We start from the raw sequence: 24,452 nt of genomic DNA, 5'->3' as shown, positions 1-24,452 counted from the left end.
CCTGTGCCTTTAGATTAAATTCATTCGGCTGAAGAGAACGATTTCAAATAAACAAAACAATAAATTCGAGGGGAATCATGAACATTCAAATGCCTATTTTAATGATCAGTTGTTCATTACTGACATTAGGCTGCGCCAGTAAAGCCGAACGAGAGTTTCTCGGCGGTTGTCAGTCCACAGGAATGGAACGCTCTGCATGTCAATGTGTCTATCAAAAGCTTGAAAGCAAATATGGAGAAGATGCCTTAAAGCGCAATCTTTATACCCTCAATCAGACTGAATCATTTCAATACGACATGATGCAAAGCAGTCTGCAATGCATGAGGGAATAGCCATGAGAGTTATTGCAGGAATCATTTGTGTGATTGCAATCATCTGCTTTTTAGGTTTGCCTTTTATCGGTCTAATGATCCTGTTTGGGCTGTTTGGCTTACTGTTTCAATATGCTTTTGGGGGAAATAAATGAACGCATCTATTCAATCTTGGCTGATCCGTGGCTACTTGATCATTGGTGTGTTGTTTGCGATCTATCAACACTTTTGGGGGCAATACAGCTATAAATCCTTTGCCTATAACTTGGGACAAGGCGTGATCTGGCCTGCGGTAATGTTCCCTTCTGTAGGAAAATTCATTGGTGGCGTACTGCTGTTACTGATTATTGGCGGTCTAGTCTTCCGTTCTAAATAAATTGAAATCTTATTCTGATTTAAAAATATCTGAAGGATCATCTCATGAAAAAAATGAATCTATGTCTTGCACTCTCTTTGACTGTACTTGCAAGCTGTCCTGTACTGGCTCAAGCCAAAGCTAAATCCGCAGTGTGTCAAATTGATGAAGGCGGGAAAATACGTTACAAAGGTAAATGTAATTTCGAGCCTCAAGGTGGTGGAAGTTTTTATATTAGCCATCCCAATATCACACAAAAATTAAAAGTTGCAGGCCTCACCGTGATGATCGAAAAGAAAGATCAAGCCATTGTTGAAGCGACTAAACTCAGTGGCGGTGGTTCTATCTGGGGGGAAGCTTATCGCTCTCAACAACAAAAGGCTTGTTGGGTTGGTAGTGATTTTAAAATCTGTGTTTGGTAAAACTGAGTAAGGAAGAATCTCATGGATAAGATTGCTTTACTGGCTTTGGCTGTATCGCTGTGTACTTTGACCGTGACAACAAATGCCAAACAGATCACTCAGCAAATGATAACGTGTGGTGGTCAAACCATCTCGACCAATTGTAAAAATCAAGCCACAGCTTTTACCTTAGGTTATCAGCTAAAAAAATATGATAACTCGGGTACATCGCTAAATATCAGCAACCCAACTTCCCGTAATATTAGCATTGATCAAATCGAAGTCTACAACACTCAAAATCAACGTTGTGAGTTAGACAGTTGGGGGCCTGATGGTGAAACGATTTATGCGAAAGATAGTTTTGAGGTTATGACTTCAGAATGTAAACCTCAAGGCATTCGAAAAACAATTTTTGTTATCGGAAATAAACGCTACGTTCTTTGATGTACTTAACTATATTTGAACCCTACTATAGATAGGGTTCAAATTAAATCAGTTACTAAGGGAGAGGTTCAATACTAATATGGAGGAATTCATAATCTCCTATAACCTGTATTAAGTTGATTTTCAATTTATAGGGAGGACTTAGAATGATTTCAAATTCATGCTCCATCATTTGAGCTATGTTCTCATCATTGACATCAACGTCATCATGATTAACAACATATCCTTTAGATTTATTGCATTTATTGGTAATCACATAAATAGTACTTTGCAAAAACCTACTACCAAAATTATTACATGAATTTCTGTCAGCATGCGAAGCTGCGACATCTGGTAATAGTGTCATAGATAAAGGTCTATCCATAACAGTTATTTCATCACCGACTTTTTGAAAGCCTATTTGCTTTTTTACCCCCCTAAAAAAAACCTGACCTAATGGCAATAATTTAGAATTAAAGCTAAGCTCCTGTAAAAATGAAGTAATTACACTTTGATTCCTATTTTTATAAAAATCATCTGTTGAACATGCAATATAAACATAATCAAAAATATAAGTTAACTTCTTACGGCTTATACTTCTAAAGTTACAACGCCACTCTTCAATATATGGCCTTATGATCCCTTCATACTCCACTGAACAAGGAGCTAAAGTTGCATCAACAAAGGCATCTGTAATCAGTTGTTCAATAGAATGGATAAGGTTTTCCTTCTTGTATGCCCTATCTCGTTCTATAGAGAAGGGATTAGAAGGTTTTATATGTTGATGCATTATTGGAAAAACTCTTTCATCAATACTTTTTAAACGTTTCACTTTATTTCATCAATAAAAATATTATAAAAACATAAACTATAGAGCAATCATTCAAACTTACAACTAAATAAATCATTATTATTTTTAATAAAAATATAAGCACCTCAAACCACCTACTGACTTATAAAATCTCAATCATTCGAATTAAAAACACTAAAAATGATCTGGTTGACCAAATTGATACCATTTTTTATTTTTATTCTTAAGACCTAAAATTGCCTTTGGCTTAGAAAAATTAGTCAAAACAAATGATATTTTATGGTCTAACCAGAAAATAAATATTGAACAAAAAATGTAAATTAACAGCACAAAACCAACCATATTTTTTATATTAAATAAACACTTACCTACAAATATTGTAAGAAAAAAATAAGATATAACAAATGTAGCTGTAATAAAATACACTAATGAATTTATACCTGTCCCTATCGAGCCAAAGGCTTTAGCAGCATATACAACACTAGAGTTCACAGCTGGTTTTTTATTCTTTATATAAACAACAAAAATCAGATATATCAAATAAGCTACAAAAAGAAAAACTAATACTGTACTGTTAGAGGGAATAAACGCATTAACAAAATCAAGAACATTGTTAGCAAGCCCATATACGAAATTATCCTCTCCATAATTCTGAGTCAAACATTCTACATTACTATCACCCCGACTTTTACTAACCTCCTTTTTTCCACCATCACCATTAATAATTGGCCCCAAAAATGAAAAAACTAAAAATGCTAGCAAAGTGTAAAAAAAGTAAACCAATGAGTAAATAAATAACTCATGTAAAAATAAAGTCGGATTTCTCATTTTTTAAAAAATAAATTTATACTTACAAATTAATTTAATTAAAATAAACAAATTAGTAAACAAAAAATTTTATTCTTTGGAATTAGAGACTAAAAATAGAAGGTTCATCGAAATGATGAACCTTAATTAATTACTGAAAACTCTGCTTGCAAGCTTGGCAGTAGAAATAGCTGACAGGTGCTTGTGTAGAAGTTTTTGGGGAATCAAACAAACTACTAAGCACCCCTCCTATCATAATACCAGCGATCCCTCCTACCCAAGGTGAAATTGACAGCTGCTTAGAAACACTCTTGGATAAGGTTGCACCGATACTAGCAAAGGTAGCTGAGGAACCCAGTAAGTTTGATTGATTATTCGATTGCTGCGGTGATGTATGTAACATGCGTTGTACATGTTCAGAATGACAATAAGGACAAAGAATTTGCATTAAATTTCTCCACAAGAATAGAAATGGGCTTCATGAATAAAACCCTCAATATTGGATGAGACTCACCCATGTTCATGTGGATAATGTAGGTTTGAAATTTATTCTATTTAGCCAAAGGTACGCATACGCTTCTTACACTTAACCCGTAAATACTGATTATCCTTTTCTGGACGAACCAAGTACTTCACCGTATTGAGCATGTTATTCACTTCATCTTGATTACGACGATGGATCATACCAATTCCTAAAGTATTACGATCAGAAAACTGTTTTAGATATTCCGCATCATGACAATTAAAATCACATCCGAGACCATTCGTGATTTTTCTCCAGAGTTTACCAACCTGCTGTGCAATCCCATAAGCCTTACGACGTTGATACCCTTTATAGACCAAGAGTAAGTGACAATGATAGCCTTTCTTCTCACCTTGCTCTAACGCCCATGCATATTCAATCAATCCTTTAAATATAGTATCTCGATCATGAATCTTTTTTCTTAGCTCACTCATATCATCATTAAACTCTTGAATACCGACCTGACCTTGATGCTTTAATGGATAAGCAAGATCAACCCGAACCACTAAGATACGAGAATACTGATCAATGACGTTTTCCATACGCTCAACTAGTTGCTGGGTATTTTGTAATTCACTATAACGATGATTGCTTAACTGACGTTTATGTCTGTGATTATGCTTTTTAAAATCCCCTTGAATATCCAAAAATGGTATTTCAGATAATCTTTTTATTAATCGCTTTCGACTAGCTAAATATTCTTCCATATCTAAGAGCAATTCGATGAAAGCTTGGATTAAGGCTGAGTAATGAAATTCTGGATTATAGATTGCACCAAATTCAATGAGTAGGTCAGATAACTCAATATAGAAGTTCCGAGGCACTCTTCTTCTATCTACAATCCCCTCAACAAAAAATTCAATCTTGATTAAAGTTTTTGATTCATTTACAGCTGTACTCATTTTTCTTTCCTATGCGTTAATTTAATTACATAGGAAGAACAGTTCTGTAATTTTTAACCTACTTGATTATTTAAAGATTAACTAAGTTCATACTGAGCATTAAGAATTAAATCATTCTAGGTGTTCTATATTTTAATAATTAAATTAATAACCCGCTCTATTATTATTTTGAAGCTTATATTTAGATGTATAACCATAAAGCTTAGACAAAGAAAAATATAAGTTTTACAAAGCAGAAGATATCTGGCACTCATCTATAAAGTGAAGGAAGAATTTTTTCCATTTTGACTACTGCTGGAATCAGCATTCAAATGGCTGCAATCATGTCGCTACAATAAGATGATTTAAAGCAAAACCACCCAAAAGCATATCTATACAAAAGCGTTCTGAAGCGCTTTAATATTTTAAGTTTTGATCGACTTGACAATACCCCAAAAAAACGTCATTCTTAATCCATAAAAACAATTATTCAAATAATAACAGCAGTTTGTAGATTTTTTTATTACCAATATCTTACAACAAAAATACAAGAATATTGATAAAGCCCAACCTATTTATGCTATCTTTATGAAATTATTATTACCTTTTTATACAAGATAAGGCTCCTCTACATGAGTAAAAAAGATGAACTAAAAGAACTAGAGGCAAGCATTAAAAAGATTGATCCAAATTTATCTATTTGGGTAATGATGAAATTTATGCGTAAATTTAGAAATGAACTGGGAAACCAATTAAAAATTAACCTTAATAACAGCAGTATTTTTCAGATATTATTAACCACCATTCATGCATGTGAAAAAAATGAGGACGCTAAAAGCAAAGCTTTATTATTAATTCTAGATTTAGAAATAAATCATCAAACTAAGCTAAGATATATACATGAACTTATTAATGAATATCCAACACAAAATTTAGTGAGAATTTTAAAAGCCATTAACAATAACACGCGATTATCTGATTTTATTTATTACAATATAAGTCCTATTTATTCAAATTTAATTGAAATCAATAAAAAATTTAATCTAGATGATCTTATAGCAAGGGAACCTAGTAAAGAGCTTGTATTCCACTCTAATGAACTAATCCAGACTTACAGCAACAACACATCGTTACTTGCAAATCTTGTTCTGATGAGCTTATATTTTGAAAAAGAAAACTATGAAAGCACTTTCAATCTTTACTTTAAAAAACTAGAAATTATTAAAAAAAAATCAAAAACAATTATCGAAAGAAATCTAAATAAAGAAGGATTCACTGAATGGTTATTTAGTTATATTGAGAAAAATATTATTCATGGTGAAATGACACAAAATACAGATTACACACCTTATACTTCTGAAGAGAAAACCAATTTTATGCTACATCAGCTTGATTTATGGTATCTCTTAGATGAAGAAAAGTATGACAAAGTCTTAAAGAAAGTTCAATTGGCTTGGCATAAGAAAACACATGATGCCCGAAAACGAGCATCTAAACTGTAGCCAACAAGGCCAAAAATCCATCTACACAGATTTTTGTAGAAATTAAATTCCTAAGACAACCTGATAAGGCTTAAATCCATCTAGCACAACAGTAGCAACTAAATTCATAATGGCTCGGTATTACCATAGGCCATCCATTGATCAAGGGCCTCATAGTAGGCTAGTCGATTATCTACAGTAATCACGCTAGGTGGGTAACCTGATTTAAGCAACTCAAGATTCATCAACAACCGTGATTTACGACCATTTCCATCAATAAAGGGATGAATGCCTACAAAATCAGCATGAACCTTGGCAGCTCGTTCAATTGGATGCAATATATGAGCTTTCGTGTTATACCAATCTATAAACTGTGCCATTTTGTCATTAAGCAATGTATGATCTGTAGGATTGGTAGTAGCACCTGAGATTTAGACATTTTGCTGACGATATCGTCCTGCATTTTCATCATCAATATTTTTCAAAATCAATTGATGAATATTACGAATTTGCCATTCTGAAAAAGGTTCTTATTTTTTGGCAATATCTTCAACATACAAGATTGCATCACGATGATTGATCACTTCAAAATGTTCTTTTAAAGTCTTTCCAGCAACAGTAATTCCCTCTAACACGACTTTGGTTTCTAGCAACTTTAAGAAGTTGCCTTCAATGGCATTAGAGTGGTATGTCCAACGTAGAATAAGATCTTCTTGCAAATTCCTCGTTATTGAAGATGGAAATGGTCGATATTGATCTAATTTGGCCTTTAAATTATCTATGAACTCAAACATGCCAAATCTCTGTAAAAACAATCAAAAGATCATACATTAAGCTTTTATGCTAAAATAGCCACAATACTTCAATGGGTAACGTAGTACCCAAATTCACTTGGGGGTATAACTGGGGGTAAAAATAGAAATACTCTACATTTATGTTTCACTATTTCAAAAGCTTAATTTAAAAATGTGATTCCCTCTTTCACCGCCATATTTATTCCAACCTCATCCATTGGAAGCTGAAACGCCTAAACTGTAATGGTTTAGGCTTTTTTGTTGTCTTTCTAATGATCAAAATCTTGATATGGTTGGGGGTATAATTCATTACTGCAATTTTTATACCCTCCAAATTTCTACAAATACATTGCAATGCTTATAGATGCCAAGGTTAGAAGAATAAAAGCATTAGAAAAGAAAATTAAATATTCTAATGAAAAAGCATGTATTTAGAAGTTACGCCTTCAGGTGGTATGGATTGGCGTATGAAATTTGGACTTAGCGGTAAGGAAAACATTTTCAATATCGGTACATATCCTGAAACGTCACTTGCTCAAGCAAGAAGAATGAGAGATGGAGCTCGATTAAAACTAAAAGGTTAGATTAATCTCAATGTAGCTAAGAATGGCTACACTTTCATCAAATCAGACATGCCACTCGTTCAGGTAAATTACAAAAAGTCACCAAAAGCGTCTTAGATGAGCAACATGCAGTTCAAACCATGTCATATTCCAAACAGATTCAGTCTAAAACAATAGCTACGGATGTAACTAAAAACTCGATCATCTTAATCCAAAAAAGCCTAAATTCTTATCTCAGGAATGGGTGAAATCTATGGTTGTACCTGCTAGTAACGGTATAAAAGTTTTTCCTTCAAATGAGTAATCTTACAAAAATTGATTGAATGAGGAGAAATAGGATTTTCTCCTCTTCACACACATATTGTACGTACGCATTTCATTAAAGCTGGTAGAGATCAAGGAACATTATATAAACATCGCTTTTAAAAATAATAATTTCAAAACAGACACGACTTGTCAGACAAATTTATTTAAATGCAACCAATCCCACTATTTCATACAAATTATGGCGCGAGTAATTTCTCAAAAAATGAAAAGGTGCAAGAACTGTAGTCACAGTACATTGCACCAGAAAAACACTAAACAAATGAGTTGGGTTATGCATATATTTTTATTTTGTATCACTTTAACATTTTGGTTTTGGATCTGGCTTTTACTCTTTATTTGGCATGTATTCGCAAAACCAACTACAGCTATATCCAACAATTGGCATTGTTCTCAATGTGGGCAGTAATTTTATTTTTGTAAGGAACAAATATGAAACCATTACTTATTTTACCATTATTTATGGTCTCTTTTGCGACCCATGCCTTATGTGAAAATGAAAGAAATCATGACAATACCATTTCAATCAATAATTGCTATGACAAAGAAGTCAAAAAGTCTGACCAAAAAATTCTGGAAGTTTATAGCAGTTATAAAAATACGTTAAATGCTAATGAACAAAAACAGTTGCTTGATCTTCAGCGTACTTGGATTAGCTATAAAACCAAACAATGTAAATTTGAAGTATCAAACGGTGGAACAATTACAGAGCAATTATCTTCGCAATGCATGATTAATTTAAATAATCGCAGAATCATGGAACTTAAATACATGCAAGATTGTGGCTTAGAGAGCTCTTCTAGTTTTTGCACAAACTATCGACCTGTTTAATCGGATAAAATTATGAATCGTATATGTTCAATCGCACTACTATTTTTTGCATCATTTACACCAAATGTCTTTGCGGAATCAACATCGCAAAACTTAGCAAAAATCAATTTCATCAAAAAGATTTATTCTATGAAAATTAGCGAACAATATTTAAATATTGATATTGTTAAACAAAATTCTGCAAATGAACTAAGACAACTGATTTCACAAAGAGATACCTTGGAACTGAATTACCCAGGGGAAATGTGTGAATGGGTACGTAATCTAGTCATTCCTGGCAATGACTTTGATGTAAAGTTGAATAAAATGAAGTTTACATTACTAAACAATGGGTTAGTCCGTGCTCAAGGTGTTAATTTTGGTGAAAAATTCCATATTGATTACCAAGTTCAATGTCATGGTCAATCTTGTAAAATCGAGGATATTTATGATCCATATAGTTATAAAAAAGAACTCATCTCTGTCATAACAAAAAATAAGTGTTCTTAGGTAAATCAAGTAATAGGACAGTGAAAGCGATGTTTAATACATTCACTGTCCTGTCATAAAATCAAATAAATACTAAAAAACTCAAGTGACTAATCCAGAGATATTTAGGTCACCAATTTCTAATTTATCTGACTGCAAATCAAAGGGTACAATCCAAATTTTAGGCTGTAGCTCATCCCCTAAAGAGCTATGAATATTAAATAAAAATGGTTGCAGTGCCTGATCAAAATGAGCATGCTTAGGATAAATTAAAACAATATCTGACTGGTGACCTTGATACATATGATTATAAGCAAACATTTGATATAAATCACTTTGTTTTAACCCAAAGTTTTCATCCACGACACTATTAATTAACTTCCATTTTGTATCTAAGATGAGATACTTTTTTCGACTTTCTTGCTGGCAAAGATATTCAATCATTAAGTCAGGTTTCAGATTAAATATTTTTTTCGTCGTTTGTCCAACTTCATATTTCGCTAGATAGTGGCTCGACTTTTGCGATTCCAGTTTTGCCCCTTTTTCAAGCTGATTGAGTAAGCGTATCTCTACATATTTTTCAAATAACTTTTCCATCGGAAACAAAATACTTTTGCCTCGTTTGTTTCCTTTCACAGCAAATGGTATTTCCTGACCTAATATAATCTCACACCAATACCTAATCTCAGTATAGTGCGACATTAAGCGATCATTTTTCCATTGTTTGAAATCTTGCCGTACATCCTGAGCAGGTGAGACTTCGGCAAATAACAAATGGTATTTATGCGCTTTACGCCAAATGTCTGAGTTTTTAGTTCGCTTACAAATATAGTCAATACAAGAACGAATCAGCCTATTTTCGGCTCGATTTGCCGTAAAAATATCATGCCGAATACTGAATTCGTTTTGTTTGGTGACTGGCTTTTGTATTTGTCTTACCGTATCTAACTGCCCTCTCAGAAACAAAGTCTCTTCATCAGTTTTTTGATAATCAAATCGAATACCAATTTGATATAGTTTTTGCAATGCCTGTAAAAACTGTAAATAAAACCATTCTGTAACAGGGACTTTAAATTGATCAATAGAAGCCAGACCAGAATTTTTTTGAGGCAGGTTGAGCACTTGGCTCAACATTTTAATCAAAAGGTAACGTGACTGAGCTCTATTACCTAAAACACTATCATTTTTAGGTAGTATTTCAATTTCTGTCCCGCAGGGTGTTTCAATCACTCCGACAAAATTTTGAACTCTTAGTTCCGATGTATTCCTTCCCAAATCTAAAAACTGTTGCCCTTGTTCTGCGAGCTCTTGATTCAATTCATATAGATATTCAAATGCACTTGGACTAATTTCAGCAAAATCCATTGAAGGATTTTGCTCTGTAGGATGATCTGTTCTTTTCAGCCGAGCATATTCACGTACAGTGATGTTATACATTACATTTACTCTGCTTCTGCATTAGTACCTGCATAAATTATTTTATACTCATTCAGATTATCGAATGCTTGAGTATTCACTTCCCAAATATCACGATTCATTGATTTCAGGTTTTTAAACAGCCCATTCATTTTTGCGGTGTTGTATTTTTGCTTCAGCATTCCATTTTCATTTAAGACTGTATGAATATGTTCCCAGTCATCAAAGAAATACTCTTGCAGTAATGGAATAATTTTCTGTAAAAATATTTCTCTTAAGACACTTAATTCTGGCTTATCTTTCAATGGCATAAAATAAGCATGGCCAATACAGTGGTCTCGATCAAGTAAAACTTCTATACGCTGATTTATAATATCGAGCAAGCGATCAATTTGAATACCTTGTACTTTTACATCTGATAATAGTGAAGGCTTTGGTGCCATTTCAGTAAATGTAAAACGGCGACGTAAAGCAAGATCTAAACCTGTTAATGAACGATCTGAACTGTTCATTGTTCCAATAATATAAAGATTATTTGGTACGCCAAACGATTCTTTTGAATACGGTAAAATTATACTTAGTTCTTCAGCATTACCTTTTCGTTTTGACTCTTCAATCAATGTGATCAGCTCACCAAAAATACGTGAGATATTGCCACGATTAATTTCGTCAATGATAAGCACAACTGGTTCAGAATTTTGACTTTTTTGACTTGGTAATTGGATCAAAAAATCGACTAATGATGCTAATAAGCTATTATACCCATTAACAATAAATGGTTCTAGAATTACATTTTCACCCAAAATATTTATGACATTTTTAGAGCTTATATCTTCAATTGTAATTTTTTGATCTTTAACATTACTTAGTAAAAATTCAACTAATTTAGTTGATAATGTCACAATATTTCCATTTGGTTTTTTTACATCAATACAACTTCCATTTGCACACAATATATAATGATCTTTCTTAAACTCAGCTCCTACAATATTTGCGGATTTGGCTAATGCTTTAAAAACACCAGATTGAATTTTATACGTTAAGCTTCCATCTACTGTTTCAGCACGGATTCCCTCTACAAAATCCTCATAACTAAAACTTTGATGAAAAGTCACAAATTGAATTTGACCATGATCCACATATTTTTGGAATTCTTGTTTTAAGATATCTCGTTGTTCTGGCTCTTTATGTGCATCATAAAAGCCTGGATCGATGATCTGTAATGCATGATTCACAGTATGATACGTTTTGCCTGTTCCAGCAGGACCAAATAAAATTTGGTTTAAAGGATGATTATTTTGACTATATTTCATATGTTTTTCTTCATTTTTAGTTAAACCTGAATGAGTCGATATATTTTCAGATTCATACCAATCACAGAACTTTTCAAATTCCTCAATTTTATCTATCTGAATATGATAGGTTTTGAAACCAACTTTCAAATATTCACTCAATGAATTCAAACTAGAATGTCTTGAATCATCTTCGCTATATTTAGCAACTGAACCATCTTTTTTTCTAGAAAACTCAAACTGAAATACACCATTATTTTCAGGATCGACCTGGATAAAAAAATTTGCTTTTTTCCCGTCAAGTACCAAACCAATTTCTCGACCATTATCATTTGTAACCAAAGTCATTTTTTGGCGACTCTTATATTTGTCAGGATATTTTACACTCAGAATTTCATCAACCTCACTTGGTGTAAGATGACTTTGTTTGGGATGAGCCTTTACATATTTCTCTACCAAATCAAAACTATATTCTAATAGTGGTTGGGTTCCCATTTGCTGAATTAGCTGATTATATATTTCAGAATATTTAAGATTATAATTTCCTGTCAGAAAATCTAGCATAGCTCTAGAAAAAACTGAAATTATGTTTGGTCGTTCTTGATTTTGATATAAAAAAGCAATTTTCCATTTTACTACTGGAGAGAAATCAATCTCATCTATTGCTGCTAAATTTCCAGATTGAACATACTCAATTGTCTGAATAATTCGCTTTTTAACTTCATTAAAAACACTTTCTTTACTATTACCATATTTTTCTAACCATGCATAATCATCTTGATAAATTTTACCTTTATTATTTTCAATATCGCCCGTTGCACTCCTATGATAAATACCAAATTTAAATGCCGAACCACCAAGAATATTCGCAATTGGTTTAGTTTTTCTCTCAATCCAATATGTAAAATTTTTCTGATCACCAGACTTTGAATATTCTTCTAACGTCATTGAGCGAACTTTTTCAAGAGGCCAATTTACTAAAAATTCATCCCACAAGTTTTGTACATCGTTGAAAGCCATATTTCAATTCACTATCACTATTATTTAATTACCGACAAAATTATAAAAAGCTCAGTAGACAAGTTTTGTCAAAATCACCTTTAAAACATATATTTTTAATAAAAATGTCTCATCTCTACAGTTTTAAATACCGTTTTAAGTCTCCCTCAATTTCATGTTGTAACTCAATCGGATCTTGTACCCTTACATGTGGTAGCCAGAAACGAATTGAAGATTTAATTTGATCATTGTGTGCTATTCTACTTGAGACTAGTAAGTCGCCATTTTCAAATATTTGCTCAATTTTTTGTTCAGGAAATATTTGCCTTTGACTGAAATGCTCTGCAATTTCAGCATTTACTTTGAGTAATATCCGATTTTTATCATTTCCAAACCAAATACTCTCTTCATTTTCAAGCTGTTTTATAATGATCGGATCAAGAATAAATTCATCCAAGTCTAAAACTTTCTTGTAGTCATTAATTCGACTTAGTTTAAATGCACGTAATTGATATTCCTGCACCGCAGCCAAATACCAACTTCCATGATGATGTACCAATTTATAGGGCGCTACTCGTCGTTGTTTATCGTTATAGATAAACTGAAATATGCGCCTTTTTTTGATTGCGTCGCTGATTATCTTAAATAAATCTTCATATTGAGAAGCTTCTTCAAAAGAGTACCCCTTTGCGGTATAGACTTCTGATGCATGCTTATCCAACAATTCCCGAATAAATGAAATATCCAAGTTTGGATATAAACCTGCGATCCCTGAAAGTTGTGCAAAATTTTTAACATCATTTGGCGTTATTTTTCCAACATAGTGGGTCTGCAAAAAAACTTATGTGTTTTTTCATCTTTTAAGATAGGTAAATTTGCTGCTGATAAACGATCTATGTCACGTCGAATCGTACGCTCATCAACATCAAACTCATCTTTCAGCATCTTATAGTCCAGATACTGCCCTTGATTTAACTTAGTTAGAATACTCGCTAAACGGTCAGCTAACCGAACATGATTTTTTTGCTTTTCAGACATAATAATTTGTTTCAGAAGTTCATACTGTAATTTTATCTTGAATCATTCAACATTTGGAATACATGATAAATATAACAAATTATTATTTATATCTTTTTTGAATTTAGTTTCTAATTTCAATTATGGAATTTTCACTACAGTAAATCATTTCTACACCTTTGGAATCAGACATCGATGTTTAATTCATCCAATTAAAAATATATCTAACAACAAGAATCAGGATTCTATTTTTATGAATAGCCAAATCAAAATATTCTTACAATACAGTGCCGTTGTTGCCTGTTTTTCAATAACCTCACTTTGTCATGCGGATATAAATCAAGTAATAGCACTGATCAATACCCCATCCGCTGCTCCCGTGATTAGACGTTGTGAAGGCAATATCAATTGCAATGCGTTTGTTGCGATAAGCAAGCAATGGCAACTCATCCCTAAAAATGATCGATTACGTTATTTTATTTATAGCGGTGATCTAAACGCCCTTATTCGAGAAGGTAAATAATTAAAGGAACAGAAGTTAATTGATATTGATAACTTCGCTTATCAGGTCTTTGATTATCGTGCAGAGAATTTTAATGATCGATGGTTGTATATCAAAGGTTTAGCTGTCCTTAAGTATGTTCAACGTACTCAGTTTAACCAGCTGTGATTGATAAATCTGTCTATGTTCCATGCTCAAGTTACGAGGAAATCTAGTCATGAAAAAATTAATCATCACAGTCACGGTTGTATCAACTTTAACAGCATGTTTTCAGATACCTGAGTCGTATTCGCTTGATCTTACAAACGAAGCAGCTCACGCTCAATCTCAAGTTGGCTCTTATCAAGAAATGCAAGAGAAAGAAGCTGAGGCTGCTGCCATTGCTCATAATCGCTATGATCCTGACAGTATTTATAAGAGAGCTGAGAATGTTGTTATTCCACCGCCTCAACTCAAGCGTAAATTGTTAACAAGTGAAGCACTAGAGGTTCAGTTTCGCCCTATCGACACTTCTCCAAACTTTAACGTCATCAGACAAACTGTTTATGATGTTACGCGTTTAAAAGTCATCTCTGAAATTGAAGATGTACTTGATAAAGTCGAAGTAGATAATCCGAACTGTAAGCTCATTGGTGTAGAACCGTTTACCGTCAAATTTCCTAAAGAGACCTATTATGGAGATGTGTTTAATCTTGTTTTAAAAGGCTGCTCTGCTCAGGAAATCAAGGAGGTTTATCTTTATACCACACATGGAAAATTAACTTACCGTGCCATTGTTGAAGAATAATTTCTTTAAAACAATGACAGGTAAATAAACCCTTTTCTCTGTTTCAGCTCAATGCCTCATATTGAATCAGCGCAAATATTCATCATTAAGCTGAGTTGGAACAGAGCAATGAATGACCATCCAACCAACATTGAAGGCGTGTAAATCAATCAAAGCAACTCTACTGTAAGTAGCATGTATGATTATAAAAATATACTGCATTACTCTAATAACAAATGTGGAACCAGATTAATCATGAAAAGCCATTCTAATATGATGATTATTGAAATGGCCCAACTTTACATGGATTTATATCCTCGATTTTCAATATCAAAAAAAGGAGTTAGTTTTATGTGTATGATAAGAAAGGGAACAAATTACGATTAACCCCTACTAAAGAATATTTAGTTAATATTACAAATTTACTAGCAATAAAGTTTTTCTTTCAGTATTTAATATAAAAACCCAGACATAATATCTAGGCTTCATATAAAAACTTATTAATAAAAAACTAAGTCCCTAAGGGCTTAGTTTACTAAAAATTAATAATACGATCTTAATAATGAATCAATTGCTTGTCGCTGCTCTTCAGCATATCTATTCTCTTCCAAAGCTAAGTTTTTTCTCATACGCTCAAAACTGCTTTTAATATCATCATCCATCAAACTTTGAGCAGCTGAGCGATTCTTTAATGACAAAGCAAGAATAGCTAATGATTGCATTTGTCTTCGATCCTCATGTTGTTTAATGATATCTACTAGTCTTTCTTCAGGAAGAACTGATAGCTTTTTCCACATCTCATATTGTTGCTCTTTTATTTTTTCCTGCATTGCATTTCCCGCACCTTTAGCAAGACCAGCAACACTACTCCAAAATCCCATTTCTATCTCCCGATGATTTTAAAATTAATAAAAATAAATTATAAATCAATAATTTAATCTTTATATACAAAAGTGTTTCTAGCTATATTTCCTACAGTATTTGTTGAAACTGAATCAAATGTTGCACCAACTACGCCACCTAGAAGAGGAATAGTCTTGCCCAAATTTATTACCCCTTTTTCACCAAATTTTGTAAGTAGCCGAAAGCCTACTTTTTTATTAATTGCTATAATCGTTTTACCACTAATATTTTTAATAGCATTTTCTGCGAGTTTTTTTCCAACAACTATACCGACATCTTTTAAAATATCTTTAGCAGCATTTCCTGTTAAGCAAACAAAAACTAAAGATTTTACTCTGTCGTCATTTAAATTATGACCCGCCATATAAGCAATAGCTGCAATCATACGAATTTGAACATACATAACACTAGCAACATTAGCGGGTATTGCTATTGGTAAAGTGATAATCCCCCCTAATCCTGTTAGAAATCCAGAAGTACCTGCTTTAGTATTTTGCCATCTAATTAGTGAATTAACTCGTTCATATAAACTACCATTACCTTTCATATAGTCTTCAGCTAAATCATAAGCAGAATCTAAACCAACTACCCCTTTCACTGCCTTCTCATAAGACCAATTTAATAAGTCCATTACTTTATTTTCATTTAAATCATTCGCCATTTTCAAATTTTCTTGTTAGTAAAGTTAATTATCTAATTATAAACATAAAAAGTTAACTATAAATCAAATTTTTAAAATTTTATTGAATATAATTAACCTTATACGAAATAAATTTGTAATCCCCCAAATAAAATGTCCGCTTTTAGAATATGCACTTTTGTGATTTTCTTAGCGGACGATTTGGACTAATACCTTCTTTCAAAAGATATGAATTACTGTTCTATCACCAGCACAAAATTTGGTAACACTACCCCTTTGTTGGTCTTTAACACACCTACACATAAATTTTCAGGCGCTGAAATAAAAGTGATACCCGAGAAATCGCCCGTTGATTTACATTTTTTCTGATCTACTTCACTGGCCGCCTCAAGGTTTAATTGATGCTGTATATCTAATACAAGAACCTGTGCTAATGCGTCAAAAGCTTTATTTGCTTGTGTAAAAAAGACCGTATTATTATTTGCATCCCATTCAGTTAATGGTGCTTTTTTCTGGCTGATATAATTGTATAAACGCTTTGCAGACTTATTATTGTCAGCAGCATTTTTAAATTCAGCTTTCAGTCCAAATACTGCCTTGACATCAGGTTTTTCTTTAAACGAAAGCCGTGCAAATGGGACAATTTTAACGTCAGAAGCCTGATTTGAAGTCAGTAGTTTAAGAGAAGTATCTGCTTGATTCTCCTGTAAAGCCGAGCTAATTTTTTTATTCACGATCTCATCAAATTTAATGGCTTGCTTTAAATTACTGTTAGAGATAGCTGCGCCATTATTTCGTTTATCAATCGCTGTAGCAACACCAACACCAATCAGTCCAAATGCATTTGATGCAGGGTTGGAAAGCGCATTGCTTGCATCTCCGACAGTAATTTGGCTTCCCTCAATAAAATGATCCCCACCACCAGATTCCGTCATCGCTGAAATTTGTTCAGATGATACTGAAATTGTCGTGTTGCTGCCTTTTGCAGGATATTGAATGGATTTGGTTGTTGTACACCCAGTTGCAATCATCGCAATGACGATTAGGCTTAAGAAAGACTTATTCATATGAAAACAGGCCTGAAGAATGGTTGAGATATTAAAAACATGCACACTTTTCGATATTGTTAAGTAATAATAAATAATTATTATGATAAATGATACTGAGAATTATTCACTTCGCTCAGATAAAAAGCGAATAAACTTCCTTCTTTTGATCGAGCGCCAAAAGAAACCATTTAATTTTTTACTTTTTCATAACACAAGTTGCAAAACTGTAGTTTTTTATAAAAATTCCCCATACTTTATTAAGACTATTGGGACCAGCTATATGTTTAGCTAATTTATCAAACATTAGATATCAATACAGTAATTTTGGATATTCTAAATTTCTGATAAGATCAAAATTTAATAACCAGAAAATAATAATTATGGGCTATAGATCTGCTGGAATGATATTTCCATTTAAAGGTAAGTCTAAAGAACTAATAGACTTAATTAACAATTGGAGTGAAAAAGAATTTGAGATTTTAGAACCTAACTTGAAGGCAAATGAAACCATTGAATTAGAGTTCATTCAAGATAGTTTAGTCATTCTTCATAACTCCAGTTTTTTCTACTCTGCTTTTGAGGATAAAGAGTTATGGCAACAAAGACTCAAGAATGCTTCATTCAATGAATGGGTAATATTTTTTGAATGCGTAGATAGCTCCGATGCAGCCAGTTACTTAATATTTAAAAACAATATAGAAGTCAGAAGAGTTTCTGAAGTAGGGGAGCAAGATTTTTATCAAGAAGGTCAACCCCAAGACTTTGAAAAAGAATGGCTTAATGCATCAATAGGCTATGAGCACAGCTATCAGGATGGTGATGAATGGAAAGAAGAGATTATAACCGATCCTAATTTTTCCATGGATGAGGTTGAAGAATGGGAGGATTATTTTAAATTTTATTATATTGATTCAATCGAAAACTCTACTAACCATTTATCTAGACTATTGTTAAGCTATTTATCAAATGAATATTTAGGCTTTGATTTTATCCATGAATTTTATGAGGTTGAAAATAGAATTAGATTGGGGCATGGAATAATTACTGACAATACTGATATGTCAACGATACATAAAAAGAGCTTTTTGCAAAAAATCTTATTTTGGAAGTAACAATATCCCCAAATCATTGCCTCTATCGTCTTTAAAGAGAAAATGTTGTCCGAGGATCGAGGATAATCCGCCGAAGACTGACACGACAAGAATCTACCGTCTTTTATAATGCAGGGGAAAAAGCATTAGATAGTTGGATAAATGGAAAAATCCCAAAAGCTAGATTAGAGAAAGCGGTTTATGCACGATCATGGAAATGGTAAGAAGCAATAAAATTAGCTCTAAATAGTGATGTCATTGCAATTCCAGATGATTGTGAGAGGACAGACAAGTCGAAACTTGGAAGTTTGATCCTTCATTACAATTGAGTTTATAAATTATGATTAGGTATATAGCTGTAATATTTTTATTCTTATCTGGATTAGCGGGATATACAATTGATAAGTTTGGTCAAGATTTATGTATTCATGAGTATCTTGAAATTGGGTCTATTACCTATTTTAAAGAATTAAATGGTGTTTCAGCTAATGATTCATCAATGTTAGGGATGTGTGGTATGCTATCCATCATCTTTTCAATAATTTTAATTTTTATAAAAAATAAATACATTTACTCTGTCACCACATTTATATTATTAATTTTTGAATTAGTATTATTAAATATGATGGAGACCGTATCTTATAAAGAAATTATTTATGATTCCATCACAAAGTGCTCGAATTATTCTGTACTCGGATGGACTATTTTCCAATCCATTTTCTTGATTCTAAGTGGTTTTTATTGTTTTAAAAGTAAGTAAGATATTCCCTACTTAATATGATAGCCGTTAGCCTAAAAACCATGACTATGTTGAAAGTATAGAACTTGTCAAACCGATTGGCGCTACGGATAAGCTAATCGGTTTCTTTCACTATAAAGCCTGATGGCTCATCGATAAACAGTATTCAATAAAAATCCGCTGAGCGTAAGTACAGCAAAGTGATAACAGGTCTATATATGAAAAAACTCTTCCTATATTTGAGTATAATAACCCTAATTGTCTTTTTATTAGTCAATATTTCTCCATCTGTAAAGTTTAAAATCTTTCAAATCACCCATCCAAATTGGATTCAAGTCAAAAATTTTAGAATACTAGAATCCAATACTGTATGCTCAAGAATAGGACCAGGCGTTGATAATTTATCAAAATTAAATATAACTTATGAATATTTCAATAATAGAAAGTCTAAAATTTTTCAACAAAATGATGTAATTGTTATTTATAAATTATATATATTTGAAAGCTGCCAAGATTTAAAAAATCAGAATTTAAAAATTTGGAATGAATACTACCAAAACAATAAAGTTGAATTATGGCTTAATAAAAATAATCAAAATCAATCGAAGATTCTTATTTCAGATAAAGATATAAACATAAGAATGTCAAAAGTTAGCTTTTATCTATCTGAAATACAAGGGCTTCTAGGAGCAATTATCTTCATGTTTTTAGGTTTATTTAGTTACCTCCTTTTCAAAAAAAGGTAATTTCACTTCACTCTATATCGTTGTTTAATACTTTTCAGCTTATCTGAACTTGATCGCTTACTTGTACGCTAGCTTGAGCGGTACCTTTATCGCTTAGAATTGCATCTAGTCATGTTTCTATAGCGCGACCAAACCCTCTATTACCCATAACCCTATAGTTGAAATAAAAAACAATCCTTTATCTCGACTCAGTTGGCATCACAACATCCACAGACTGACACACCTCTTGCCATTTTAGCTTAAAATCATTAATCGCTTTTTGTCGGGTTAAAGGTATCTGATAAATCGGTACACCCTTTGCATCGTCAATCATACCTTTTAACAATACCTGTTCTTTTGCAGACAATGCTTCAGGATTAAAATCAACATCATCCAACGATAAACCGTTTTGACGTAACTGCATTAACATTTCGGAGGTCTGTTCAAGTAACTGACATTCTTTAGGAGCTTCAGCATGTGCGACAGAAACCAATAATAATAAAATACTGAATCGTTTCATTCTCAATTGTTCTAGTTTTTACTTAGCTTAGTTATACGATATTTGAACTATTTTTTGAAGCAAATAGATACATATCCACTCAACTAAAAAGACAATTGACTATTTCAATTCAAACTTTCTTGAATTAGTATCAAGTGAAAAGAACTTCTAGCACGATTCAAAGGAGGTGAAATACAAAATAAAAATCATATAGATGTAACGTTCTCTTAAGATAATCATGATGCGGTACTTATTAGCGATTCAAACAAGTTAAAAGCATAAAACTGCTATTCGGGAGTGACAATGAATAACAGCGCCAATTATGTAAGACAAGTCAAAAATGCTAAACGTGGTGGATACACCCCAACTATTGCCAAAGATGTAAATAAGCATAAAATTCAGAAAGCTATCCAATTGATTGAGCAATGGAGAAAACTCGCAAACGAATTGAAACCCCAAATGCAAATAGATATGGCAATCACCCTAGAAGAATGCGCACAAGATCTGGATCATATTTTAAGGAGAAAATAAGTCTATATTTCAAAACTGATAAAGATTTATTGATTTAACCCCAAATACTCAAGGCTTACCCCTCCGTAAGCCTTTTTAATCGGAAGATTAAAGCGATTGCTAATCGTTACTCTAGTTGTCATTACTCTAATTGCCGTTACTCTAGCTATCTTTGCTATTTTGTCTGTCTACAAGTTAAAAGCGATAAAATCCTTTCTCTCTAAAAATCTAAGCATTCATAGCACACGGCATTATCAGCTTCAGGCCAAGACCCGATCGCTAAGACTATAAATATTAAAGATTATTCAATTGTTTATTTTTTGGCTTGCAATCTTATAAATATTCTGTAAAATTCTCGCCACGTTGCCGGCATAGCTCAGTTGGTAGAGCAACTGACTTGTAATCAGTAGGTCCACAGTTCGAATCCGTGTGCCGGCACCATTTTTACTTAGCCTCGCTTTTTTAGTGAGGCTTTGTTGTTTTTAGCTTAGGCATTTTCTTATAATTTTTAAATCTGCTTGATCTCATCACAAATAATAAAAATTATGTTTTGACCGCGCTGAGCTGTATATATCGAACAATTCCCTCTTCAAATAACCTTTGACAAAGTTTTGCGGTCATTTGTATTTTGAGCTGATCTAGCCCTCCACGCTCTGTTTTCGCTCTTGTCGTAATATATTGACTAAAGCCAGCCAATACTGCTGTAGAGAGATCTTCTAGCGCGATTTGTTCAAGACCATGCTGTTGCAGTGCATGATTGATTTGAGTCGTGGTCATCAGTGATTTTAAATCGACATCAGCGGCTTTAAGTAGCCATTTATATTTCATTTTTTGTTTTGAATTTAAAACTGTGTCTGAAAGTATCAACGTATGAAAACCCAAACGACCTTTTGAATTTAAAATTGGAACGACTGAATTTAAAAATAAATTTAAATCACTGTGATAAGCCGCATCAATACACAACACCACATCAAAAGGTTGCGTAAATAAAAGCGCATTTAAATTTAAAAAAGATTGGCAGTGAATGGCCTTAATCTGCGGGAGTTGTTTTTGAATTTTATCGACACACTGTTGTTGTAACTCAACCGCCTCTAAATCTTGAATTTGGTAATGTTCTAACCAGTATTTTAAACTGGCACCCTGACCACAGCCTAGGTCTAGTACCCGATCATGTTGATTAAGCTGTACCGCTTGTGCAAGCCGTTCAGCAAGTTGCTGACAGGCTTGAGGGTAAGAGGGTGTAGCTTCATCCCAATACCCTAAGTTGGTCCAAGCACACTCAGCATTATCTCCTAACATTTTTGCATCGATTGCATATTTATGTTTTGGAAGTTTTTGCTGAATCGCTTGAAGCCATTTCATTTTAAATCATTCACTTATTCAGTTATGAATTCATTAAGTTTTATATGAATTCACTGGGCTTTAATAGCCAAGTTGGGGAGCCACCTCAACTTTAGGTTTTAATCCAACAAATGGCAATGGTGCACCAAAGATTTCTGCGATATGCATTGCAGAAGTCACCGCAGATTCAAGAATTGGCAAACCATCGCATGACCATGAACCGCAATAGAATACTTTGCGGTTGGCGACTTTATGGCGCGCTTGCAACTCGATGTTTAAAGCCACTGTTTCAGAATCCACCACAGCACGGGTTAAGGTCACTGTAGAAATGACTTTCTTCGGATCGATGCTGGTTACAGGACGCCATGTTTGGAACACTGGAGATTTACCCACCAAACTTGGTTCAATCGAGTTCAACCAAACTGTGAATTGTTGTTTGGTAAATTTACGGTCCATCATATAACTCAATACAGCCCAATCTTTACGATTTGGCGGCATCACGGATGCATCGGTATGCATAACCAACTCGCCTTGCTCAAACTTAAATTTTTGCAATAAAGCAATATCGTCAGCAAATTGTTGTTTATTTAAAAAGTTTTCTAATTTATTGGTCGGTGTTGCAACCACCACACGGTCAAATTGAAATTGCTCACCATGTGCATTTTCAACCAGAACAGCACTACCCTGTTCCTCAACTTTGGTAATTTCAGAACCGCTATGAATATCAATACCTTCAATCAATTTATCGACAAAAGCAGGCGTTCCACCGTGTAAACGTAATAAAGCATCACCATCGGTTAATTGCTTTAAGAAGATTAAGAGCGGTTTTGCTGGCCATTCACCAATGGTTTTAGGGTCACAGGTGCAAATGGTATAAAGCACAGGCATTACTGCACCGTGCCAAAATACTTCTTCAATGTCATTGTGATTGATAAAATCAGCAAGGGTAATGTCTTGATTTTTAGATTTAAAAAATTGAGAAATGGCGGTTTTAAGCTGCAACATCCCTTTGACTAAACGCCAACCATACTGCTTAATCCCTTTACGGTTATTGATAATGGGGAAATTACCAATACGGGTACGTGATGTGGTCAACCAAGTTTCTGTTTTATCTTCAAATAACCAACTGCATGCCATAAAGGTACGCACTGGAAAGGTTTTTATGCCGAGGTGTGTTGCAAGGCTCAGTGTATTTTTCCATAAATGCTGATTCATCACGCGCAAAGGTGCATCAATTAAACCACCTTCAAACTCAATGCTGTGACTATCCATACCACGACCAGGTAATGCTTCGAAGATGGTAATGTTATGACCTGCATCTTTAAGAATTCTTGCGGTGGCCAGGCCAGCCATACCACTACCAATCACTGCAATATCCAAAGTTATTATCCGTGCGTAACCATTTTTTTTATTATGAGCTATAGCCGATTAAATCGCGGTATTAAAAAGTTCCAGTTTTAACTTTTTTTGTTGGAAATTTTTTAGGAAAAATCTCCATTCCTCGGTCTGTATTTAATTTTAGCAGTTTTAGGCCAAGCTCCTGTGCGACACCCTGCTTATACTTGATTGATATTTATATATATAAAAAAATACTGTTAAAAACATACAGATAATTTAACTATTTATTAAAAAAACATTTACAAATGCCAATTTATTAATTATTATTTACAGCATAAAAACGATAAATAATTCACATTTACAATAAAAACAAATAATTATGACAACACACACAATAAAAGAAACTACAGCATAAAAAGGATCTCTATAGTGTGGAATAGAGATCCTTTTTTTTACTTTGAATTTGCTTTTTAAGCAGATCAATTGCACCACTTGTAAAATGACGGCATACAAAAAATACTAAAACAACGCATATAAATTAACCAAATGAAATATATTGTGCTTTACTTCACATTTTTAATTAATTATGATGCGCGAATAACAAAACAACCCAATCAAAACAAGACATAATCATCTAAAGAAAAAAACTACA

The 24,452-nt window shown here is 33.2% G+C and carries 26 protein-coding genes, 1 tRNA gene and 3 pseudogenes; 15 read left to right on the top strand and 15 right to left on the bottom strand.

Annotated features, from left to right (window positions below; translation table 11 throughout):
* Nucleotides 1-77: 77 nt before the first annotated feature.
* The 5 genes from FHR28_RS14990 to FHR28_RS14975 are packed head-to-tail and all read left to right on the top strand — an operon-like array spanning nt 78 to nt 1,511.
* Nucleotides 78-332 (top strand): hypothetical protein, encoded by a 255-nt coding sequence (locus tag FHR28_RS14990; RefSeq protein ID WP_166782979.1) that lies wholly within the window; start codon nt 78-80, stop codon nt 330-332.
* A gap of 2 nt (nt 333-334) precedes the next feature.
* Nucleotides 335-466: a hypothetical protein gene (locus FHR28_RS22035; RefSeq protein WP_259191802.1), complete on the top strand. Its 132-nt coding sequence runs from the start codon at nt 335-337 to the stop codon at nt 464-466.
* Entirely contained in the window at nt 463-687 is a 225-nt protein-coding gene (locus tag FHR28_RS14985) for a hypothetical protein (RefSeq protein ID WP_166782978.1), read from the top strand. Before FHR28_RS22035 ends, FHR28_RS14985 begins: the two co-directional genes overlap by 4 nt.
* A gap of 44 nt (nt 688-731) precedes the next feature.
* Nucleotides 732-1,088, top strand: coding sequence for a hypothetical protein (locus FHR28_RS14980; RefSeq protein WP_166782977.1), 357 nt, complete (start codon nt 732-734; stop codon nt 1,086-1,088).
* 21 nt (nt 1,089-1,109) lie between these two features.
* A complete protein-coding gene (locus FHR28_RS14975) occupies nt 1,110-1,511 on the top strand; it encodes a hypothetical protein (protein ID WP_166782976.1) in 402 nt (133 codons plus the stop codon).
* Nucleotides 1,512-1,566: 55 nt separating this feature from the next.
* Here FHR28_RS14975 and FHR28_RS14970 read toward each other — a convergent pair whose 3' ends face one another.
* The 4 genes from FHR28_RS14970 to FHR28_RS14955 form a co-directional block, all read right to left on the bottom strand.
* The gene (locus tag FHR28_RS14970; protein WP_166782975.1) at nt 1,567-2,322 is read right to left on the bottom strand and encodes a hypothetical protein; all 756 of its coding nucleotides are present in this window, start codon (nt 2,320-2,322) and stop codon (nt 1,567-1,569) included.
* A gap of 153 nt (nt 2,323-2,475) precedes the next feature.
* Entirely contained in the window at nt 2,476-3,129 is a 654-nt protein-coding gene (locus FHR28_RS14965) for a hypothetical protein (RefSeq protein WP_166782974.1), read from the bottom strand.
* Nucleotides 3,130-3,259: 130 nt separating this feature from the next.
* Complete coding sequence (locus FHR28_RS21950) at nt 3,260-3,556, bottom strand: hypothetical protein (RefSeq protein ID WP_166782973.1); 297 nt, start codon at nt 3,554-3,556, stop codon at nt 3,260-3,262.
* Between the two features lie 107 nt (nt 3,557-3,663).
* Nucleotides 3,664-4,533 carry a YagK/YfjJ domain-containing protein gene (locus FHR28_RS14955; protein ID WP_166782972.1) on the bottom strand — a complete coding sequence of 290 codons (870 nt, stop codon included), beginning with the start codon at nt 4,531-4,533 and terminating at the stop codon, nt 3,664-3,666.
* Nucleotides 4,534-5,144: 611 nt separating this feature from the next.
* Between FHR28_RS14955 and FHR28_RS14950 the strand changes: the two genes are divergently transcribed.
* Nucleotides 5,145-6,014: a hypothetical protein gene (locus tag FHR28_RS14950; RefSeq protein WP_166782971.1), complete on the top strand. Its 870-nt coding sequence runs from the start codon at nt 5,145-5,147 to the stop codon at nt 6,012-6,014.
* A 42-nt stretch (nt 6,015-6,056) separates the two neighbouring features.
* Here the strand turns inward: FHR28_RS14950 and FHR28_RS14945 are convergent.
* Nucleotides 6,057-6,787 (bottom strand): annotated as a pseudogene (locus tag FHR28_RS14945) (Fic family protein).
* A gap of 354 nt (nt 6,788-7,141) precedes the next feature.
* Here FHR28_RS14945 and FHR28_RS14940 point away from each other — a divergent pair.
* The 3 genes and pseudogenes from FHR28_RS14940 to FHR28_RS14930 all read left to right on the top strand — a co-directional run.
* Nucleotides 7,142-7,365 (top strand): annotated as a pseudogene (locus tag FHR28_RS14940) (Arm DNA-binding domain-containing protein); the annotation flags it as partial.
* A 741-nt stretch (nt 7,366-8,106) separates the two neighbouring features.
* A complete protein-coding gene (locus FHR28_RS14935) occupies nt 8,107-8,505 on the top strand; it encodes a lysozyme inhibitor LprI family protein (protein ID WP_166782970.1) in 399 nt (132 codons plus the stop codon).
* A 12-nt stretch (nt 8,506-8,517) separates the two neighbouring features.
* The gene (locus FHR28_RS14930) at nt 8,518-8,994 is read left to right on the top strand and encodes a hypothetical protein (protein ID WP_166782969.1); all 477 of its coding nucleotides are present in this window, start codon (nt 8,518-8,520) and stop codon (nt 8,992-8,994) included.
* Nucleotides 8,995-9,075: 81 nt separating this feature from the next.
* Here the strand turns inward: FHR28_RS14930 and FHR28_RS14925 are convergent, their stop codons facing one another.
* The 4 genes from FHR28_RS14925 to FHR28_RS21945 form a co-directional block, all read right to left on the bottom strand.
* Complete coding sequence (locus tag FHR28_RS14925; RefSeq protein WP_166782968.1) at nt 9,076-10,410, bottom strand: McrC family protein; 1,335 nt, start codon at nt 10,408-10,410, stop codon at nt 9,076-9,078.
* 5 nt (nt 10,411-10,415) lie between these two features.
* Nucleotides 10,416-12,701, bottom strand: coding sequence for an McrB family protein (locus FHR28_RS14920; protein WP_166782967.1), 2,286 nt, complete (start codon nt 12,699-12,701; stop codon nt 10,416-10,418).
* Nucleotides 12,702-12,816: 115 nt separating this feature from the next.
* A complete protein-coding gene (locus tag FHR28_RS14915) occupies nt 12,817-13,515 on the bottom strand; it encodes a WYL domain-containing protein (protein WP_228722092.1) in 699 nt (232 codons plus the stop codon).
* Nucleotides 13,488-13,718 carry an HTH domain-containing protein gene (locus FHR28_RS21945; protein ID WP_228722091.1) on the bottom strand — a complete coding sequence of 77 codons (231 nt, stop codon included), beginning with the start codon at nt 13,716-13,718 and terminating at the stop codon, nt 13,488-13,490. The genes FHR28_RS14915 and FHR28_RS21945 overlap by 28 nt, the downstream gene beginning before the upstream one ends.
* Nucleotides 13,719-13,950: 232 nt before the next feature.
* Between FHR28_RS21945 and FHR28_RS14910 the strand changes: the two are divergent.
* Both FHR28_RS14910 and FHR28_RS14905 read left to right on the top strand, forming a co-directional pair.
* A pseudogene (locus tag FHR28_RS14910) lies at nt 13,951-14,367 on the top strand (hypothetical protein).
* A gap of 49 nt (nt 14,368-14,416) precedes the next feature.
* A complete protein-coding gene (locus tag FHR28_RS14905) occupies nt 14,417-14,986 on the top strand; it encodes a hypothetical protein (RefSeq protein ID WP_166782966.1) in 570 nt (189 codons plus the stop codon).
* 521 nt (nt 14,987-15,507) lie between these two features.
* Here FHR28_RS14905 and FHR28_RS14900 read toward each other — a convergent pair.
* The 3 genes from FHR28_RS14900 to FHR28_RS14890 all read right to left on the bottom strand — a co-directional run bounded on the left by FHR28_RS14900 (nt 15,508) and on the right by FHR28_RS14890 (nt 17,575).
* The gene (locus FHR28_RS14900) at nt 15,508-15,846 is read right to left on the bottom strand and encodes a hypothetical protein (RefSeq protein ID WP_166782965.1); all 339 of its coding nucleotides are present in this window, start codon (nt 15,844-15,846) and stop codon (nt 15,508-15,510) included.
* 53 nt (nt 15,847-15,899) lie between these two features.
* Nucleotides 15,900-16,529 carry an EcsC family protein gene (locus tag FHR28_RS14895; protein WP_166782964.1) on the bottom strand — a complete coding sequence of 210 codons (630 nt, stop codon included), beginning with the start codon at nt 16,527-16,529 and terminating at the stop codon, nt 15,900-15,902.
* 212 nt (nt 16,530-16,741) lie between these two features.
* A complete protein-coding gene (locus FHR28_RS14890; RefSeq protein ID WP_166782963.1) occupies nt 16,742-17,575 on the bottom strand; it encodes a hypothetical protein in 834 nt (277 codons plus the stop codon).
* 362 nt (nt 17,576-17,937) lie between these two features.
* Here FHR28_RS14890 and FHR28_RS14885 point away from each other — a divergent pair, with 362 nt between their 5' ends.
* Both FHR28_RS14885 and FHR28_RS14870 read left to right on the top strand, forming a co-directional pair.
* Nucleotides 17,938-18,669, top strand: coding sequence for a hypothetical protein (locus FHR28_RS14885; RefSeq protein ID WP_166782962.1), 732 nt, complete (start codon nt 17,938-17,940; stop codon nt 18,667-18,669).
* A gap of 936 nt (nt 18,670-19,605) precedes the next feature.
* On the top strand, nt 19,606-20,133 hold the full coding sequence (locus FHR28_RS14870) for a hypothetical protein (RefSeq protein WP_166782960.1): 528 nt from the start codon (nt 19,606-19,608) through the stop codon (nt 20,131-20,133).
* A gap of 178 nt (nt 20,134-20,311) precedes the next feature.
* Here FHR28_RS14870 and FHR28_RS14865 read toward each other — a convergent pair whose 3' ends face one another.
* Nucleotides 20,312-20,632 carry a hypothetical protein gene (locus FHR28_RS14865; protein WP_105713875.1) on the bottom strand — a complete coding sequence of 107 codons (321 nt, stop codon included), beginning with the start codon at nt 20,630-20,632 and terminating at the stop codon, nt 20,312-20,314.
* A gap of 282 nt (nt 20,633-20,914) precedes the next feature.
* Between FHR28_RS14865 and FHR28_RS14860 the strand changes: the two genes are divergently transcribed.
* Both FHR28_RS14860 and FHR28_RS14855 read left to right on the top strand, forming a co-directional pair.
* A complete protein-coding gene (locus FHR28_RS14860) occupies nt 20,915-21,142 on the top strand; it encodes a hypothetical protein (protein ID WP_004718547.1) in 228 nt (75 codons plus the stop codon).
* A gap of 344 nt (nt 21,143-21,486) precedes the next feature.
* Nucleotides 21,487-21,562 (top strand) — tRNA-Thr (locus FHR28_RS14855).
* A gap of 102 nt (nt 21,563-21,664) precedes the next feature.
* On the opposite strand, the gene FHR28_RS14850 is transcribed toward FHR28_RS14855, so the two are convergent.
* Entirely contained in the window at nt 21,665-22,483 is an 819-nt protein-coding gene (locus FHR28_RS14850; protein WP_166782959.1) for an SAM-dependent methyltransferase, read from the bottom strand.
* Nucleotides 22,484-22,543: 60 nt separating this feature from the next.
* Entirely contained in the window at nt 22,544-23,842 is a 1,299-nt protein-coding gene (locus FHR28_RS14845) for an FAD-dependent oxidoreductase (RefSeq protein WP_105713877.1), read from the bottom strand.
* Nucleotides 23,843-24,452: the final 610 nt, after the last annotated feature.

It is taken from the genome of Acinetobacter sp. BIGb0196 (assembly GCF_011759595.1).
Classification (GTDB): Bacteria; Pseudomonadota; Gammaproteobacteria; order Pseudomonadales; family Moraxellaceae; genus Acinetobacter; species Acinetobacter guillouiae.
The sequence above is the reverse complement of the archived record's forward strand: the minus strand, read 5'-3'. Positions and strand labels throughout refer to the sequence as shown.